The sequence below is a fragment of the Flavobacterium aquatile LMG 4008 = ATCC 11947 genome (assembly GCF_000757385.1).
Classification (GTDB): Bacteria; Bacteroidota; Bacteroidia; order Flavobacteriales; family Flavobacteriaceae; genus Flavobacterium; species Flavobacterium aquatile.
In genome coordinates this window covers 1-19561 of the sequence record NZ_JRHH01000001.1, presented here as the reverse complement: position 1 = coordinate 19561, position 19561 = coordinate 1, and the positions used below count along the sequence as shown (strand labels likewise).

The following is a 19561-nucleotide window of genomic DNA, read 5'->3' as shown; positions in this document are numbered from 1 at the left end:
CATAATTTCCTGTGGACCAAAAAGAATGAAATGTTACGGAAAACGCTGTGTGGAAACTTCGATTAAAAAAGAAAGTTGTTTACCTTTGCACCGAAATTCGTAATACCTCAACTCTTTTTTGAAAACTAAACTTTACTTGGCTTTATTTTGTGTTGCCTTCTTTTGGGGAACTACATTTTTAGGCATTCGAATCGGAATTGAAACTATTCCTCCTTTTTTACTTGCTGGAATTCGTAATCTAATTTCTGGGCTTATTATTTTCTTTTATTTATTGTTTCAACGAAAGTTAGAAGCGGTAAATCCTCGACAGTTTTTACGCGTATTTATTCTTGCTGTCATGATGATTGTTTTGGCAAACGGATTAACAACGTATTCCGAAAAATACATCACAAGTGGTTTAGCATCTTTAATTTCAACATTATCGCCATTTTTTGTTTTGATTTTGAATCTAATTTTAGGTAACGAAAAACTATCCGTTAAAACTACAATCGGAATATTTTTGGGCATGTTTGGAATTTTCTTAATCTATCAAAACAGTCTTTCCGATTTATTAAATCCAGAATACAGACAAGGTGTTTTTGCAATATTAACCGCCGTTTTAATGTGGTCAATCGGAACAATAATCACCAAAAAAGGAAGCACAAATTCGCTTACGATGTTAATGAATGTAAGTTTGCAAATGATTGTTGCCGGAATTATTTTAACGCTTTTCCAATTGTATTTAACACCAACAATTTCAACTGCAAACTGGAGTTTACGCAGTGTTTTAGCCATGATATATTTGGCTATTTTTGGTTCTGTTGTTGGCTATGTTGCTTATAGTTATTTGATCACACAAATGTCATCTACCAAAGTTTCAGTTTTAGCTTATGTCAATGTTGTAGTTGCTTTATTTTTAGGATGGCTAGTTCTCGACGAAGTAATTACTAGCCGAATAATTATTGCCGCATCTTTAATTATTGGAGGTGTTTTTATTGTAAACTACAAAAAGCAAAATAAATCTTAAATTCATTGTAACATTTTTTGGAGTTTCAAGTCTTACTTGTAATCATCAATCAAATCAATTACAATGAAATCATTATTTTTCACATTGTCGTTATTAGTAGCAAATACCATGTTTGCACAAGAAACTAAACCCGAAAACGACACTATCAAGAAAAAAGCAGAAATTCTTGATGAAGTAAAAATCACAACCAAGAAACAACTTATTAAAGTAGAATCAGACAAAACTACCGTTTCTATTAAAGACAACGCAATGTTAAGTACTGGAAATGCTTACGATGCTGTAAAAAAGTTGCCAGGAGTTATCGCTTCACCAACTGGTGGATTATCACTAAACGGAAAAGGTGTTGCTATTTACATCGACGGTTCGCCGAGCACTTTAAGCGGAAGTGATCTAGAAAATTATTTATCGTCGCTTCCAGCCAATGCAATTGAAAAAGTAGAATTAATTTACAATCCTGGAGCAGCATTTGATGCCAATGCAAGTGGTTCTGTAATTAATTTGGTTACAAGTTCTAAGCGAATGAAAGGTATCAATGCGAGTTTCAACATGAATTATAATTTCAATAAATATCAAAAGCCAAGTCCGCAGATTTTATTAAACGGAAAAGAGAAAAATCTGAGTTGGCAAACGATGATTGGTTATAATTACATTGACAGAGAAAATAATTCGAAAAACGGACAAACTTTTACCTCATTTGACCCAGACAAATACCTTGACCAACAACGATTAACAGTTACTACCAATAGAAATTTCTATGCACGATTAGGAACGAATTATAAACTATCTGAAAAGTCGAATATCTTGTTCAATTATAACACTAGTTATGCAAACGACAGAGATGTTTTTGATGCAAAAACTAGCGGATCAGAAATTGCAGATTATTTTTCTGATGGAATTACAAAGACTAAAGCGAATAATCATGAAATTAGTTTGCAATTCAAAACTAAGTTAGACACTGTCGGAAGAACGTTAGATGTTGTTGCTTTTACAAATGTTTTCAATAGAAATCCTGATGTAAAATCGAATGCTCTTGAAGAAGATGTTTCTAGTTTTAACAATTTCAAAAACGACTTCGGACTTTTAAATTACTATTTGAAATACGACTTTAATATTCCATTTGAAAAACTAAAGATGTCGTTGAGTACAGGTGGAAAATTCAATACAATTAAAGTAAATAATACTGGAATGTACAATTTGAATTCGGCTACAACCGATATTATTGACTTTGATTATAAAGAAACTAACCTGGCTTTTTATACTGAATTGAGAAAGAAAATAAAGAAGTTTAATTTCACGGCTGGATTGCGATTTGAAGATTTTAATGTTGACAGAACTGGAGTTGTAGAAGGAACGGCAACTAAAATTGATTTTAAAAACACCAATTTATTTCCAAATTTTAGTGCTTTGTATGAAGTGAACGATAATGTAAATATTAGTGCTTCCTATTCTAGAAAAATATCACAACCTAACTATGGAGTTTTAGATCCGAATGGCTCTAATTTTGACCAATATAATTCATCAACTGGAAATTTATTATTGAATCCATCGTTTTTTGATAATTATGAATTCAAAGTTACTGCTATGCAATTCATTCAGCTTGGAGCGAATTACACCGTAGCAAAAGATCAAAATTTATTCATTTTAAATGCCGAACCAGGAGAATTAGTTAGTACGCAAACATTCCAACAGTTTGACCGATTTAAAACGATGAGTATTTATGCTAATTTCCCGATTCCGTTGGATTATATTTTTAAAGGAAAAGAGGAATTTAAAAAGCGAATGAATAACATTGACAAGATGAATTACATCTTTTTAAATATCAATTATATCAAGAATTTGACGGAAGGTTACGATTTTTCATTCGACCCGAAACCGGTTTGGAATTATGCTGCACAAGCACAAATTATGTTACCTTGGGATATTAAAAGTGGTTTGACTTATTTTATTTTACCAAGCGGAACATGGGAAATTTATAAAATTACAAAGCCAATTCAGCAGTTTGACATTTCATTAAACCGAGATTTTATGGATAAAAAATTGAAGTTGGGCGTTCATTTATTCGATGTTTTCAATCAGAATGAGATTAATGCTTTGGTTTCTTCAACTAACTTAGAAACTAAATTCTTTGAGAAAAACGACACAAGAACGTTTAGATTATCCTTAACGTACAACTTTGGAAATTTAAAACTTCAAAACGAAAACACAACTATTGAAACTGAAAAAATTCAAAGTGGCGGTGGCGGTTTAGGAAAATAAACGAAACTATTACATATAAAAAAATCCCGATCATCTCGGGATTTTTTTGTTTTACTTAGGAAGCAATTTCTAGTCGTTTCAATAAATTTTTATTTAAAGTATGCTCGGCATAATCTTTATCAATTTCTAAAACTGTTTCGCTAGAACTTGGTAATTCATACATGGCATCGGTTAAAATGGCTTCGCATAAAGAACGCAATCCACGTGCTCCAAGTTTGTATTCTAATGCTTTTTCTACAATGTAATCTAGAGCATCATTTGTAATAGTGAATTTTACATCATCCATTAAAAACAACTTTTCGTATTGTTTGATTAAAGCATTTTTAGGCTCGGTTAGAATAGAACGCAACGTTTCTTTATCTAATGGATCCATGTGTGTCAAAACAGGAAGTCGACCAATAATTTCTGGAATTAATCCAAAATCTTTGATGTCTTTTGGGATGATGTATTGCAACAAATTGTCTTTGTCAATGTTATCGGTATTCCTAGAAGTAGAATATCCAACGGCAGTTCTATTTAAACGTTTCGAAATAATTCTTTCGATTCCGTCAAAAGCGCCACCAGCGATGAATAAAATATTTTGTGTATTTACTTCTACAAATTTTTGGTCTGGATGTTTTCTTCCGCCTTTTGGTGGAACATTTACAACCGTTCCTTCTAATAATTTTAGTAAAGCTTGTTGTACACCTTCACCAGAAACATCACGAGTTATTGATGGATTATCGCTTTTACGAGCAATTTTATCAATTTCGTCTATGAAAACTATTCCGCGTTCTGCTTTGGTTACATCGTAATCGGCAGCTTGAAGTAATCGTGTTAAAATACTTTCTACATCTTCACCTACATAACCAGCTTCTGTTAAAACTGTTGCGTCAACAATAGCCAATGGAACGTCTAACATTCGTGCAATAGTTTTAGCTACTAATGTTTTTCCGGTTCCGGTTTGTCCAACCATAATGATGTTTGATTTTTCAATTTCTACATCTTCATGGTGTTGTTGTTGCATTAATCTTTTGTAGTGATTGTACACTGCAACCGACATTACTTTTTTGGTTTGATCTTGACCAATAACATATTCGTCAAGAAATGCTCTGATTTCTTTTGGCTTGCGCAAAATTAAATCGGTAGCAATTTTCACATTAGAATTGGTTTTTAGTTCTTCTAAAATAATTCCGTGTGCTTGTTCAATACAGCGGTCGCAAATGTGTGCGTCAATACCAGCAATTAATAAATTGGTTTCTGGTTTTTTTCTTCCGCAGAAGGAACATTCTAATTTTTCTTTTGCCATTTTTTAGTGATTAGTGAAAAGTGATTAGTAATTAGCTCTTCACTATTTACTAATCACTAATTACTTAAATTTATCTTCTTAAAACTTCATCAATCATTCCGTATTCTTTTGCTTCGTCAGCAATCATCCAATAATCACGTTCTGAATCTCTGTGTACTTTCTCGAAAGTTTGACCAGAATGTTTAGAGATGATTTCGTACAATTCGTCTTTTAATTTCAACATTTCTTTTAAGTTGATTTCCATATCGGTTGCAACACCTTGTGCTCCGCCTGATGGTTGGTGAATCATTACTCTAGAATGTGGTAAAGCCGAACGTTTTCCTGCAGCTCCAGCACAAAGTAAAACGGCACCCATTGATGCTGCCATTCCTGTACAAATTGTTGCTACGTCTGGTTTTATGTATTGCATGGTGTCGTAAATTCCTAAACCTGCGTAAACGCTTCCGCCTGGAGAGTTGATGTAAATTTGAATATCTTTAGAAGCGTCAACAGATTCTAAAAACAATAATTGTGCTTGTATGATATTAGCCACATGATCGTCTACTCCTGTTCCAAGAAAGATAATTCTATCCATCATTAAACGAGAGAAAACGTCTAATTGTGAAATATTTAATTGGCGTTCTTCTATAATATAAGGTGTCATACTACCAACAATTTTATCGTAGTACATGCTATTCACTCCATGTTTTTTGGTAGCGAATTTTTTAAATTCTTTTCCGTAGTTCATTTTAAATTGTAGTTTAAAAGGTTTATATGTTTTCAGTTTAAAGTTGTTGAACTAAACTTGCTTTATTTCTTTATTGCAAAGGTCGTACCTTTTATTTTAGGTGACAAACTGTCTGTTGATTTATCACTGCTGTCCTAGCCCAGATAGTAGTGGAAATCTTTTTTTGTGAAAAAGCTATTTTTGTTTTTGCAAAAAAGCGACCAAAGGAAGCTCTTTTTGTGACTTACAAAAATGGGTTGAAACAAGAAAACTTGCAACGTATAGCTGGATTGGCTTCTAATAAAAAATTGAGCGTCAAAAATAAACATTTCTGACGCTCAAATATACTAATTATTTTATAAATTTATTCGTTGTACATTGCTGCAACGAATTGCTCATAAGTAACTTCTTTAGTTGAAGGATTTGCTTTTTCTACAAATAATTTCAACATTTTGTCGGCAACCACTTGTTCTGACAATCTTTTTACTTCGTCTTGATTAGAAAGAACTCTTGCTACGATTGATTCTACTTCTTCATCTGTTGGATTCGCTTGCCCGAATTGCGCCATTTGTTGACGAATTGTAGCTGAAGTGAAAGTTTTTAAATCTTCGAAATTTACTTGGATATTGCTTTGAGCCAAAGCTTTACCTTCGATTAATTGAAAACGTAAACCTTTTTCTGAACGATTGTACTCTACTTCTGCTTCTTCTGGAGATAATTTTTTGTCACCTACAGTTTGTAACCATTTAACTAAAAATTCTTTAGGTAAATCGAATTTATTGTTTTCGATTAAGAAATCTTGAACGTCTGCCATTAACTTTTGTTCTGACTGAGTTGCAAAATGTTTTTCGGCGTCTTCTTTGATTTTTGCTTTTAACTCTTCAACAGAATTTACATTTCCTGGTCCGAAAAGTTTGTCGAATAATTCTTGGTTTAACTCTGCTGGATCGTGAGCGATAACTTCGTCGATTGTAAAAGTAACTTCTACGTCTAAATCGTGAACAACATCGTGAGAAACTGCTAAGTAATCCATTAATTTATGTACGTCATGGAATAAACCAGCTGTTTTTAATGTAATTACATCTCCAACTTTTTTTCCGATGAATGATTTTGCTACTTTTGGATCTGCAAGTTCTTCTAAATCTAACGTTGCGCGGTTATTGATTCCTGCAGCTTCGTTAGCAAATATTCCAGAAACATCATTTCCTTCTGCAACAACATCTTGAGAAACTACTGCGCCATATTGTTTTTGGATTCTTGCAATTTGCGCGTTTAACATAGTGTCATCTGCAATGATTTGATACTTTACAACATCACTTTTTGCGTCAAGATCGATTTCAAAATTAGGAACTAAACCAATTTCGAATTCAAATGTTAATTCTTCTGCATCCCAAGAAAAATCTGGATTTACTTTAGGAAGTGGAGTTCCAAGAAGGTTGATTCTTTCTGATTGTAGGAAACGCTCAAGCGCTAAATCTACTACTTTTTTTACTTCTTCAACTTTTATAGCTGCACCATATTGTTTTTCGACCAATGCTTTTGGCACTGCACCTTTACGGAAACCTTTTACAGTTGCCAATGGCATTTTTTCGTTTATTCTTTTAGCTACTTGACCTTTGTAATCCATGTGAGGAACGGTAAGTACAATTACTTCATTTACTGCATCAATTGCAACTCTTTTAATATCCATTTTGATAATAATTTACATAATAAAATTGGGTTGCAAAATTATAACATTTCTGCAACCCTACCAATTTTATTTTGTTGATTTTTAAAGTATTATTTTGCTTCGCCTGTAAGCTGATAAACCAATGATTGTGAAAGTGATAAAATGATGCTAAAGAACAATGCTGTCCAGAACGAACTCACATCAAAACCGTCAACAAAGTGATCACACAGCAAGATGATAATAGCATTTATAACCAAAAGAAATAGTCCTAAAGTAAAGAAAGTCACCGGTAAAGTAAACAATATCAAAACAGGTTTAACAAAAAGATTCAGCAACCCAAGTACAATGGCTACTATTATTGCTGTCGTAAATTGCTCAACAATAACTCCTTTCATGAAATAGGAAATAACCATTACTAAAGCAGCAGTTATAAGAATTCTCAGCAGTAATTTCATTTATTTATTTTTAGATTTATAAAATTAAACCATTTATTTCAAAAAACGTGCTGTTTCTTCAAAAAATAATTTGGGATTTTCGGCATGAAGCCAATGACCAACATTAGGTATTGTTGCTAATTGATAATTAGGAAAATGATTTTCTATTTGGGGCAAATCGGAATCTAAAATATACTTTGAATTTCCGCCTCTAATAAACAAAGTTGGATTTTCAAAAAGTGCATCGTCTGATAATTTCGTTCCAATAACCTCTATATTTTCATTGAAAACTTTTAGATTAAATCGAAAAGCAAGTTGTCCTGGTTCTATCCAATATAAGTTTTTCATTATAAATTGTCGCGTTCCAAGATCAGGAATAAACGGATACAATGTTTCTTCAACCGAAGCTCTATCTGGCTTTGTAGAAAAATCTATTGCATTTAATCCGGCAAAAATATCTTGATGATGAGGCGCATAATATTTCGGTCCAATATCTGCAACAACCAATTTAGCTACTCTTTCTGGATACGTTGTTGCAAATAACATGGCTACTTTTCCGCCCATTGAATGTCCAATAATGGAAACTTGATCAAGATTATGAAAATTACAATATTCGAAAACATCATTCGACATGACATCATAATTAAATTCGTCTGAATGAAAACTTTTACCGTGATTTCGTAAATCTAAAATGTGAACTTGAAAACCTTCGGCAACATATAATGAACTGTATGATTTCCAATTATCAGACATTCCTAAAAATCCGTGAATGATTAATAATGGTTTTCCTGTTCCTTCAATTCTTGAAAACATCATATTATTTTAATTTTTGCAAATACATATTAACCACGTTATCCAATCCTAAATAAATAGCCTCTGATATTAATGCGTGACCGATTGAAACTTCTAATAAATTTGGAATATTTTCTTTAAAAAATTTGATGTTTTCCAAACTCAAATCATGCCCAGCGTTAATTCCTAATCCTAATTCGTTTGCTAAAATTGCCGATTTAGTGTACGAATCAATTCCGTTTTCATTTCCTAATGAATATTGATGAGCAAATTCTTCGGTATACAATTCTATTCGCTCTGTTCCAGTGGATTTTGCACCTTCAATCATTTCTAAAATTGGGTCAACAAATATGGAAGTTCTAATTCCGTTTCGTTGAAATTCCTGAATTACTTCGGTCAAATACGATTGATGTTTTATTGTATCCCAACCTGCAGAAGAAGTAATAGCCCCAATAGCATCGGGAACCAAAGTCACTTGCGTTGGCTTACATTCAAGAACCAAATCAATAAAATTATGTTGCGGATTTCCTTCAATATTAAATTCGGTATAAACAATTGATTTTAAATCTCGCGCATCTTGATAGCGAATATGTCTTTCGTCTGGTCTTGGATGAATGGTGATTCCTTGTCCGCCAAATTTTTGAATATCGGTTGCAACCTGCAATAAATTGGGTACATTTCCACCACGAGCATTTCGTAATGTGGCTATTTTATTAATATTTACGCTTAATTTTGTCATCGAATTTAGATTTAAAATCTATTATTAAATTTTAGATTACAAAAATACAAAGTTAAAATAAGGATTTATGTTCTAAAATTTGATTATTTTGCAACAGATAACAGATTTTTGATTATGACAGATATAAACGATTACATAACCAACGACTACAAAGCCATAAATAGCCAAGAAACTATTGCAGAAGTTCAAGACTTTTTTGCAGAGGTTTCTTATTCCCATTTTTCTGTAATTGATGAAGGTATTTATATTGGATGCATTGCTGCCGATGACATTGAAACATTTGACGGAGACAAAAAAGTGTCTGATTACAAATATACTTTAGAAGGTTTTTTTGCCAGAAAAAATATGATTTGGCTTGATGTCTTGGAGGTTTTTGCAAAAAATCATACCAATGTGGTTCCGGTTTTAGACGATGAAAATAATTATACTGGATACTATGAACTTGAAGATATTGTAAAATTCTTTCATGAAACACCATTTTTAAAGGAACAAGGCGGAATAATTATCATAGAAAAAAGTATTCTTGATTATTCAATGAGTCAAATTACACAAATTGTAGAAAGCAATAATGGCAAATTATTAGGGTTATTTGTCTCAGAAGCCAATGTTGATAAAATACAAATCACGTTAAAAATTGCACTTGGCGGAATGAACGAAATTATTCAAACCTTTAGAAGATATAACTACGAAATAATATCAGAACATCAAGAAGATAATTATTTGAACAGTTTAAAAGAACGATCTGAATATTTAGACAAGTATTTAAATATGTAAATGATGATTTAGGTTTTGAGAAATTAATTTTTATCCAAAATCTAAAATCTAAAATCTAAAATTTTATGAAAGTAGCCATCTTCGGACAATATTATCAAAACGATACACGACCAATTATTCGCGACATCTTTGTTTTTTTTAATGCAAATAATGTTGAATTAGTCATTGAAGAAAAATTCTTGAAAATATTATATGAAAATGAAATTGTAAAAAAGGAATACAAAACTTTTAGCAGTTATAAATGTTTAGATTCGAGTTTTGATATTTTAGTAAGTATTGGTGGTGATGGAACCATTTTGAGAGCAGCAACATTTGTAAGAGATTCTGGTATTCCAATAATAGGAATAAATGCTGGAAGATTAGGTTTTTTAGCCAAAGTACAGAAAGAAGATATTGAAGCATTTTTGCAAATTGTTCTTGATAAGAAATACTTCCTGTCCAAAAGAACTTTATTAAGTTTAACTTGTTCCCCAGAAAATGAAGAGTTATTGGACATCAATTTTGCGATGAACGAAATCACAGTTAGCAGAAAAGATACTACTTCGATGATTACAATTGAAACTTCTTTAAATGGCGAATATCTAAATTCGTATTGGGCAGATGGATTAATTATATCTACACCAACCGGATCAACTGGGTATTCATTAAGTTGTGGCGGACCAATTTTAACTCCAGATGTAAAAGCATTAGTAATTACACCAATTGCGCCGCATAATTTAAATGCAAGACCTTTGGTTATTACTGATGACACTGAAATTAAACTAAAAGTTTCTGGACGTGAAGAACAATATCTTGTTTCTTTAGATTCTAGAATTGCTACATTAGATAATAATTCAGAATTGACAATCAAGAAAACTCCTTTTCAAATAAATATGGTTGAAATTCCAAATGAAACCTTCCTAAAAACCCTACGAAACAAACTACTTTGGGGTGAAGACAAAAGAAATTAATATCCATTTTACATACTACATTGTTTAGTTTTCCGTTTGATAGCTATTCATTCCCGAATGAAATTTGTATTCTAAAGTTTAATTATGTTAAATTTAATTTTTATAAATACTGATAACATGTTTTATTAGTAGCTATAATTGTTATATTTGCACGCTATTTTTCAATTAATGAAAAGATTATTTTTATTTGTTTTATTGGTAAATTTATCAAACCTGAACGCTCAAATTCATGAGATAGGTGTTTTCCTTGGCGGAAGCAACTATGTTGGTGATGTTGGAAAAACTACTTACATCAATCCTAATGAGTTTGCTTTTGGCGCCTTGTATAAATGGAATAAAAGTCCAAGACATTCTTATAGATTTTCTATAACGCGCGGAAAAATCACTAACGATGATACAAATTCTGGAGTTTCAGGAAGAGAACAAAGAGATTATGACTTTGAAAATACAGTTACAGAAATTTCAGCTGGACTAGAATTTAATTTTTTTGATTTCAATTTACACCAAATGGACAGAAAAATTACACCTTTTGTTTTTTCTGGACTAAGTTTTTTTAATTATAACGAATTATTTGTAGTTGGTGGAGAAACAAAAGAAGATTATTCTGAAACGTCATTTGCCATACCAATGATTGTAGGCATAAAATCCAATATCACACCTAATTTAATTTTAGGAGCCGAAGTTGGAGTTAGATATACGTTTACAGATAATTTAGATGGAAGTAATCCTAAAAATGAAGGATTACAAACATTAAAATTTGGAAATACAAATAGTAATGACTGGTATGTATTTACCGGATTTACATTAACTTATACATTTGGTGAAAAACCATGTTATTGCGCAGATTAAATTATGAACTTACTTGACTCAATAGACAAAGACAACTTACCTAAACATGTAGCCATTATTATGGACGGCAATGGTCGTTGGGCAAAACAAAAAGGTTTCTTGAGAGTTATTGGTCATGAAAACGGTACAAAATCGGTTAGAGAAACAGTTGAAACTTGTGCAAAACTAGGAATAACCCATTTAACATTATATGCCTTTTCTACCGAAAACTGGAACCGACCAAAACTAGAAGTAGAAACCTTAATGAAACTTCTTGTTCACTCCCTAAAAAGTGAATTGAAAACATTACAAAAAAACAACATCCAACTCAATTCTATCGGTTCTATAGACAAATTACCAAGTTCAATTTTAAAAGAATTAAACGAAGTAATTGAGAAAACAAAAAGTAATGATAGAATGACGCTTACGCTCGCACTTAGCTATGGCTCAAGAGATGAGTTAATAAATGTTGTTAAAAACATTAGCGATAAAGTTAAAAATAATATAATTTCGATAGATACTATTGATGAATCAATTATAAATCAGCATCTTTACACGCACAATCTACCCGATGTAGATTTACTAATTAGAACAAGTGGCGAACACCGAATTAGTAATTTTTTGCTATGGCAAATAGCCTATGCAGAACTTTATTTTACAGATGTTCTTTGGCCCGATTTTAAAGAAAATGATTTATATGAAGCCATCATCAGCTATCAAAAACGAGAACGCAGATTCGGAAAAACAAGTGAACAAATTAAATAATATATTAGTGTCAAATAATTTTTTAAAAACATTTCTTTTCTTATTTTTTATAGGAAATGTTACTTTACTACAAGCACAAGAAAGACTGCCTTTTGATCAAGGAACTAAATACATTTTAGCCGATGTTGATGTAACAGGTAAAATCACCTTCAATAAACAAACAGTAGTTACCTTTGCTGGTCTTGAAAAAGGTCAAGAAATAACGATTCCTGGAGAAGAAATAAGTAATGCAATTAAAAAATTAGGCAAATTAGGCTTATTCAATAAAATAGATTTTTACGTAAATCAAATAAAAGGCGATAGCATCTATTTAGAGCTAAACATCAATGAGCTACCAAAACTTAGTGATGTAAAAATTACTGGAGTTAAAAAAAACAAAGTTGAAGATTTAATTAAAGAAGGCGATTTAACAAAGGGTAAAATTGTTAACGAAAACCTTATCACAACTACAAAAAATTATTTCGAAAATAAATACAAAAAAGATGGTTATTTTAATACTAAAGTAGCTATAAACACCGTTAATGATACTACAGTAATCAATCAAGTAAAAATGATTGTAAACATTGATAAAGGTGATAAATTAAAAATCAGTAAAATTGACTTTACAGGTAATACAAAGTTTTCAGATAAAAAGCTTAGAAAAGCAATGAAAAATACCAAGACAGTTAATCCTATTAGAATTTTTAAATCATCTAAGTTTATTAAAGAAAAATACAAAGAAGATTTAACATCCATTGCCGATAAATACAAAGAACAAGGTTACAGAGATGCAAGAATTGTTTCTGATTCTGTATGGTTAGATAAATCTAAAAACAAGATTGCTATTAATGTAAAAGTTGAAGAAGGAAATAAATACTACTTTGGCGATATCAAATTCTTAGGAAACACAGTATACTCAGATCAATTCTTAAAACGTGTATTAGCCATTAATAAAGGTGATACCTATAATGGAGTATTATTAGAAAAAAGAATCGCAGACAAGTCTAAACCAGATGGAGATGATATAACCAATTTATACCAAAACAATGGTTATTTATTTTCAAATGTTAATGCGGTAGAAGTAAAAACAGAAAATGATTCGATTAACTTCGAAATTAGAGTTGTTGAAGGTCCGCTTGCTTACTTTAACAGAGTAACTGTTTCTGGAAATGATAAGACAAATGATAGAGTAATCTATAGAGAACTTAGAACAAAACCGGGCGAAAAGTGGAACAAAGAAGAAGTAATCTCTACCATTAGAGAATTAGGACAATTAGGTTTCTTCGATCCTGAAGCAATTTCTCCAGATGTAAAAAATGCCGATCCTGTTGCAGGAACAGTTGATTTAGACTGGAAAGTTGTAGAAAAAGGATCTAGTCAAATAGAACTTCAAGGAGGTTATGGTGGTGGAGGTTTCATCGGAACTTTAGGTCTATCTTTTAACAATTTCTCTGTTAGAAATATGTTTAAAAAAGAAGCTTACAGACCAGTCCCAATGGGTGACGGACAAAAAGTATCTTTAAGAGCACAAGCAAGTTCATTCTTTCAAACCTACAGTTTATCTTTTTCAGAACCATGGTTTGGCGGTAAAAAACCGGTAAGTTTTTCAACATCATTATCACATAGTAAACAATTTTTGTATACTGGAAGTTCAAGTAGTGTAAATAGAGATAAAAGTTTTAACATCACCTCACTTTCTGTTGGTTTAGGAAAAAGGCTAACAGTGCCAGATAACTATTTCTATTTATCAAATGCAATTAGTTTTCAATACTATGATTTAAATAATTATAATACTGGATTATTTACATTTGGGAATGGTTCATCAAGAAATTTAGCTTACACATTTGGAATAACAAGAAACAACAAAGGTAATAGTCCAATTTTCCCAACAAAAGGATCAGAATTTAGTTTAACTGCCAAATTCACACCTCCTTACTCTTTGTTCAACAAAGTAGATTATGCCGAATTAGAAAACAAAAAAGAATACAAAGTACAATATACTGGCGATAACTTCCCGTATGAAACGGTTGTTAATGCTGATGGGGAAATTCCTGGACCAGGCGATTATTTAGTAGAAACTGAGAATTCTACACCTAACAATCTTATCTACGAAACTGTAGGCGATGATTACGAATCGGCTTCAACAGATAGAGGAAAAGTTGACCAAAAGAAATTCAACTGGTTAGAATATTATAAAGTAAAATTCAAAGCCGAATCGTTTTCTCAAATATATGAGAAATTAACATTAAGAACATTAGGGGAATTTGGTTTCTTGGGTGCCTACAATAGCGATAGAGGTTTAGTACCATTTGAACGTTTCTTCGTTGGTGGTGATGGTCTTGCCAACTTCGCATTAGACGGTCGTGAAGTAGTTCAATTAAGAGGTTATCCTAATCAATCATTATCAAGTACCGACGGAGATATTATCTATAATAAATTCTCATTAGAGTTAAGATATCCAATAACAATGAAATCTCAAGCATCAATTTATGTGTTAGGTTTTCTTGAAGCAGGATCATCTTTCAACAGCTTTAAAAATTACAATCCTTTTCAATTACAACGTTCTGCAGGTTTTGGATTACGTGTATTCATGCCAGCATTTGGATTACTTGGTATAGATTTTGGTCATGGATTTGATGCTATTCCAGGTTCAACAGTTAAAAATGGCTGGGAAACACATTTTATTATTGGACAACAATTTTAGTATATTTGTTTAGATTTCTAAAACAACAAGTTATGAGAAAATATATTTTAATACTATTAACTACATCATTTTTCACAATTAATGTAGTGGCACAAACTAGAGGTGTGAAAATTGGATATATAGACATGGAGTATATTCTAGAAAAAGTACCCGATTATGCCGAAGCTAAAAACCAATTGGAGCAAAAAGCTCAAAAGTGGAAGCAAGAAATAGAAGAAAAAAAGGTAGATATTGCCAACCAAAAAGAAACTCTAAAATCTGAAAGAGTACTTTTAACGAAAGAACTTCTTGAAGAACGCGAAGCCGAAATTGCGTTTCTAGAAACAGAATTATTAGAATACCAGCAAAAAAGATTTGGTCCAAATGGCGATTTGATGGCTCAAAAAGCAGTACTAGTAAAACCAATTCAAGACCAAGTTTTTAACATAGTTCAAGATATATCTGAATTAAAAAAATACGATTTTGTTTTTGATAGATCTTCCGATTTAACAATGTTATTTGCAGACAAAAGACACAACATTAGTGATCAAGTTGTAACAAGAATAACTAGAGCAGAGAAAAGAGAGCAAATGACTGCTAAACAACTAGCAAAAGAAGAAGAAGCCGAAAGAAAACAAGACTTTATCAACGAAAATCCAAATCTTTCTGATCGTCAAAAAAAATTAGACGAAAGTAAAGCTGCACGTCAAAAAATAATAGACGATAGAAAAATAGCAGCTCAAGAAAAGAAAGATGCAGCCGAAGCTAGAAGAAAACAAATCCTTCAAGAAAGAGAAGATAAAAAAAATGGCATAGTTTCTGATAAAGCAGTAACAGACCCAAAAACTGAAGCAACAAAAGAAGAAACTTCTAATAAAGAAACCTCTGCCGAAGATAAAAAAACAGCAGTTGAAGAAACCAAAGTTAAAGCAGCAGAGGCTAAAGCTAAAACATTAGAAGAAAGAAAAAAAGTAATTGAAGATAGAAAAAAAGCAGCTCAAGAAAAAAGAGAAAAAACATTAGCCGATAGAGCCGCTGCTAAATTAGCTAAAGAAGAAGAAAAGAAAAATAAAGAGGCAGAAACGCCAAAACCCTAATAAAATTAATAACTATAATAATTAAGAATGATGAAACAATTTAAAACTTTATTAATAGCTGCAATAGCATTTCTTGGTGCTCAAACTATTAATGCTCAGGCAAAAGTAGCTCACGTAGATACTTATGAAATCCTAACTAAAATGCCTGCTATGATAGACGCTCAAAATCAATTAAAAAAATTGAGTGAAACTTACGATAAAGAATACAAAACATTAGTAGACGAGTATCAAGCAAAAATTAAAAAATACGATACAGAATCAACAACCGTTTCTGAAGCTGTTAATCAAACGCGTACTACAGAAGTACAAGATATGATTAAAAGAATCAACGAATATAAAGAAACTGCTCAAAACGACCTTCAAAAGAAAGAAACAGAATTAATGAAACCTTTACAGGAAAAAATCAAAACTTCTATCCAAAAAGTAGGTAAAGCAAAAGGATATCAATATATCATGAATGCTGAAAATTTATTATTAGCTGATGGTCCAGACTTAACTGCTGACGTAAAGAAAGATTTAGGTTTCTAATATCTTTTAACACAAAATATCAAAACTGCTCAATTAATTTGAGCAGTTTTTTTTTACATTTGCTTTATGACAAATAATAATCCAATAGGCCTTTTCGACTCCGGCATCGGCGGAACATCAATCTGGAAAGAGATACATCAACTGCTTCCAATCGAAAACACCATTTATCTTGCCGATAGTAAGAATGCACCTTACGGACAAAAGTCAAAAGACGAAATTATAGAATTAAGCTTCAAAAACACCGAATTTCTACTCAACCAAAACTGCAAACTAATAGTCGTAGCTTGCAATACAGCAACAACCAACGCCATAAAAGAACTACGCGATAAATACGACGTTCCTTTCATTGGCATTGAGCCTGCAATAAAACCAGCAGCAACCAATTCGCAAACCCAAAAAATCGGAATTCTAGCCACCAAAGGCACACTAAACAGCGAACTTTTTCACAAAAATGTAGAAAAATTTCAAGACATAACCATCATAGAACAAATAGGATACAACCTAGTAACACTCATTGAAAATGGCGAAATGAATTCACCAGAAATGACCAAATTACTTAAAGAATATCTTACACCAATGATCAATCAAAACATCGATTATCTAGTACTTGGTTGCACCCATTATCCTTATTTGATTCCACAAATAAAAAAACTTATCCCACAAAATATAAAAATAATCGACTCTGGAGACGCCGTTGCTCGCCAAACAAAATCAATTCTTGAAAACAAAGTTGGATTTAGAAATTCATTAGAAAAAAGCTCTCAAATATTCTACACAAACGCCAATCCTAAGGTCTTAACAGAAATTGTAGGAGACAATTACACAGTTATAAAGAAAGATTTTTAGGAGCGAATCGATAGAGCAATTGCTATACCTTTTTCCAGCTTTCCTTCCAAGTCCCGATAAAAATCGGGAGCTTTCCACTCAATCTGGGCTATTTGGCAAACCATAGCGCTGAAATTCAGTTAAAAAGAGTACCTTTGCAAAAATGTTAAGGTAATGGAAAATTCAAACAATAAAAAACGAACAAGCACAAGCAAACCAAGTGGAGATAGAAAAAAAACTAGCTCAACACCTAAACCTGCTATGGCAAAACGTTCTCAAAATAAAAAACCAATAGTAAAAAAAGACTCCCCAAACGTACCAAAACCAATAAAGTCAGATGAAATTCGTTTAAACAAATACATCTCCAACTCAGGTGCTTGTTCACGTCGTGATGCCGATATTTACATCCAATCAGGTAATGTAAAAGTAAATGGAATTCCAGTTACAGAAATGGGTTACAAAGTAAAACCTGGTGATGTAGTTAACTTTGACGGTGCAACTTTAATGCCCGAAAAGAAAGAATATTTTGTACTTAACAAACCTAAAAACTTTACAACTTCTAATGAAGACGATGGCGATCACAGAAATGTTCTTGAGCTAATAAAAGGCGCAACAACATATAGAATGCAACCTATTGGTAGAATGGACAAAAACACAACTGGTTTATTATTATTCACAAATGATACTGATATCATCCGTAAGTTTAGTTTGCCAAATCAAAAATCTCCTAAAATATATCAAGTAACCTTAGATAAAAACTTAAAATTTGAAGATTTAGAAAAAATATCTAAAGGTGTAACTTTAGATGGACATAGACTTTTTGTTGATGAAGTAAGCTATATCGAAAACGAGTCAAAAAATGAAATTGGTATAAAACTAAGAACTCCAAACGTAAAAGTAGTTAGAGCAATTTTCGAAAACTTCAAATATACAGTTATCAAAGTAGATAGAGTTGCCTTTGGAGGTTTAACCAAAAAGAATCTTCCTCGAGGAAATTGGCGCGCACTTACAGAACAAGAAATAATTAATTTAAAAAATATATAACCTAAAGTCTCTTTAGGTTTTTTTATCCATGGATAGTTTAAAAAACACATCAATTGCACATTCTTGGTTTGAAGCTTTCAACGCACACAACTTAGAAAAACTCCTATCATTATATGATGACGAAGCACAACATTTTAGTCCAAAGCTAAAAGTAAGGCATCCAGAAACAAAAGGATTAATAATAGGAAAAAATGCTTTACGCACATGGTGGCAAGAAGCATTCGATAGATTGCCAACACTTAATTACAAAGTAACTTCAATAACTTCAAGTCCAGATAGAGTTTTTATGGAATATGTAAGAACAGTTGAAGGAGAAGACGAAATGCTAGTTGCAGAAGTTCTCGAAATAAAAGAAGAAAAAATTATAGCTTCAAGAGTTTATCATTCATAAAAAAAGCCTTCTGTTATCACAGAAGGCTTTTTTATTATTGTCTTAATTCACCGCAGGACAATTACAATCATATTTCTCTTGCTTGCAGAATAAGTTTATTCCAAGTGTGATCTGATGAAATCCTCCTGTATCAAATTTTACATTCCCTAACAAATGAGAATAAGTATAGGAAACCATAAAATTATTAAAGTTAAACCCAACAATTGGCGTGATGTATTGTAGCTTTTGATCCGCAACAGAACTTCCTTCTATATATTGAGCACCGTCAAGACTTCTTCTGTATGATAATCCACCCCAAAGCGTTCCTGTTGCTAATGTCTTGTATGCTTTTACGTTTAAATCAATCAAAGATTCCTTAGTCTGACTAACGTATTGAAACATAAATGATGGTTCCCACATAATAGTTTCTTCATCTCCAAAAGTATATCCAGAGTTTAAAATTAAACGTTTTAAATCTACTGGTTCTCTATCAGTATATAATTTTCTATCGCTAGCCAATGCATTTTTTACTGTAGCATGAACATAAAAATCTAAATAATTATACGAAGCTCCAATATCTACATTAAAATAAGATGCTTTTTGTTCAATAGTACCATCAATAATCGGATCATACTCTGGATTAGCTAAATAAAAATCGGTTTCATCCAACAAACTCTGAGCAAACCCAGCACTTATACCAAATGATAATTGATTTAAATCTACTTTATCTCTTGAAAACATCAAGTGATGCGCATATGTCAATCGAACTCCTTTTTGTGAATGGTATCCGTTCTTGTCGTTTATCAAAATAATTCCTGCTCCTGATCG

At 31.9% G+C, this 19561-nt stretch carries 19 protein-coding genes; 12 read left to right on the top strand and 7 right to left on the bottom strand.

The annotated features are described in order from the left end of the window. Positions 1-118 precede the first annotated feature (118 nt). Together LG45_RS00095 and LG45_RS00090 are read left to right on the top strand one after the other, a co-directional pair. A complete protein-coding gene (locus tag LG45_RS00095) occupies positions 119-1006 on the top strand; it encodes a DMT family transporter (protein WP_035123232.1) in 888 nt (295 codons plus the stop codon). A gap of 63 nt (positions 1007-1069) precedes the next feature. After that, positions 1070-3262, top strand: a complete 2193-nt coding sequence (locus tag LG45_RS00090; protein ID WP_035123230.1) for a TonB-dependent receptor domain-containing protein — start codon at positions 1070-1072, stop codon at positions 3260-3262. Between the two features lie 55 nt (positions 3263-3317). Here LG45_RS00090 and clpX read toward each other — a convergent pair whose 3' ends face one another. From clpX to LG45_RS00060, 6 genes are all read right to left on the bottom strand, one after another. Then, positions 3318-4550, bottom strand: a complete 1233-nt coding sequence (clpX, locus tag LG45_RS00085; protein WP_035123228.1) for an ATP-dependent Clp protease ATP-binding subunit ClpX — start codon at positions 4548-4550, stop codon at positions 3318-3320. Between the two features lie 70 nt (positions 4551-4620). Next, the gene (gene clpP / locus LG45_RS00080; protein WP_035123226.1) at positions 4621-5277 is read right to left on the bottom strand and encodes an ATP-dependent Clp endopeptidase proteolytic subunit ClpP; all 657 of its coding nucleotides are present in this window, start codon (positions 5275-5277) and stop codon (positions 4621-4623) included. Positions 5278-5620: 343 nt separating this feature from the next. Beyond that, entirely contained in the window at positions 5621-6946 is a 1326-nt protein-coding gene (locus LG45_RS00075; protein ID WP_035123224.1) for a trigger factor, read from the bottom strand. An 89-nt stretch (positions 6947-7035) separates the two neighbouring features. Continuing rightward, complete coding sequence (locus LG45_RS00070; protein WP_035123222.1) at positions 7036-7380, bottom strand: phage holin family protein; 345 nt, start codon at positions 7378-7380, stop codon at positions 7036-7038. Between the two features lie 33 nt (positions 7381-7413). After that, complete coding sequence (locus LG45_RS00065; RefSeq protein WP_035123220.1) at positions 7414-8175, bottom strand: alpha/beta fold hydrolase; 762 nt, start codon at positions 8173-8175, stop codon at positions 7414-7416. 1 nt (position 8176) lies between these two features. Continuing rightward, complete coding sequence (locus tag LG45_RS00060) at positions 8177-8890, bottom strand: pyridoxine 5'-phosphate synthase (RefSeq protein WP_035123218.1); 714 nt, start codon at positions 8888-8890, stop codon at positions 8177-8179. Between the two features lie 114 nt (positions 8891-9004). On the opposite strand from LG45_RS00060, the gene LG45_RS00055 reads away from it, so the two are divergent. The 10 genes from LG45_RS00055 (at position 9005) to LG45_RS00010 (ending at position 18754) form a co-directional block, all read left to right on the top strand. Continuing rightward, positions 9005-9664 (top strand): CBS domain-containing protein, encoded by a 660-nt coding sequence (locus LG45_RS00055; RefSeq protein WP_035123216.1) that lies wholly within the window; start codon positions 9005-9007, stop codon positions 9662-9664. A gap of 65 nt (positions 9665-9729) precedes the next feature. Continuing rightward, positions 9730-10614 (top strand): NAD kinase, encoded by an 885-nt coding sequence (locus LG45_RS00050; protein WP_035123214.1) that lies wholly within the window; start codon positions 9730-9732, stop codon positions 10612-10614. A 168-nt stretch (positions 10615-10782) separates the two neighbouring features. Continuing rightward, positions 10783-11463, top strand: a complete 681-nt coding sequence (porG, locus tag LG45_RS00045; protein WP_035123213.1) for a type IX secretion system protein PorG — start codon at positions 10783-10785, stop codon at positions 11461-11463. Positions 11464-11466: 3 nt separating this feature from the next. Next, positions 11467-12207, top strand: a complete 741-nt coding sequence (locus tag LG45_RS00040) for an isoprenyl transferase (RefSeq protein ID WP_035123211.1) — start codon at positions 11467-11469, stop codon at positions 12205-12207. Beyond that, on the top strand, positions 12140-14890 hold the full coding sequence (gene bamA / locus LG45_RS00035; protein WP_035124209.1) for an outer membrane protein assembly factor BamA: 2751 nt from the start codon (positions 12140-12142) through the stop codon (positions 14888-14890). Before LG45_RS00040 ends, bamA begins: the two co-directional genes overlap by 68 nt. A 32-nt stretch (positions 14891-14922) precedes the next feature. Beyond that, a complete protein-coding gene (locus LG45_RS00030; RefSeq protein WP_035123209.1) occupies positions 14923-15966 on the top strand; it encodes an OmpH family outer membrane protein in 1044 nt (347 codons plus the stop codon). Positions 15967-15993: 27 nt separating this feature from the next. Next, complete coding sequence (locus tag LG45_RS00025; protein WP_089046897.1) at positions 15994-16494, top strand: OmpH/Skp family outer membrane protein; 501 nt, start codon at positions 15994-15996, stop codon at positions 16492-16494. 66 nt (positions 16495-16560) lie between these two features. Continuing rightward, the gene (gene murI / locus LG45_RS00020) at positions 16561-17340 is read left to right on the top strand and encodes a glutamate racemase (protein ID WP_035123207.1); all 780 of its coding nucleotides are present in this window, start codon (positions 16561-16563) and stop codon (positions 17338-17340) included. Between the two features lie 153 nt (positions 17341-17493). After that, on the top strand, positions 17494-18363 hold the full coding sequence (locus tag LG45_RS00015; protein WP_035123204.1) for a pseudouridine synthase: 870 nt from the start codon (positions 17494-17496) through the stop codon (positions 18361-18363). A gap of 28 nt (positions 18364-18391) precedes the next feature. Then, positions 18392-18754 carry a nuclear transport factor 2 family protein gene (locus tag LG45_RS00010; RefSeq protein WP_035123202.1) on the top strand — a complete coding sequence of 121 codons (363 nt, stop codon included), beginning with the start codon at positions 18392-18394 and terminating at the stop codon, positions 18752-18754. A 42-nt stretch (positions 18755-18796) separates the two neighbouring features. Here LG45_RS00010 and LG45_RS00005 read toward each other — a convergent pair. Beyond that, positions 18797-19561 (bottom strand): PorP/SprF family type IX secretion system membrane protein (locus LG45_RS00005; RefSeq protein ID WP_035123199.1); only part of this gene is annotated, 765 nt, incomplete at its 5' end.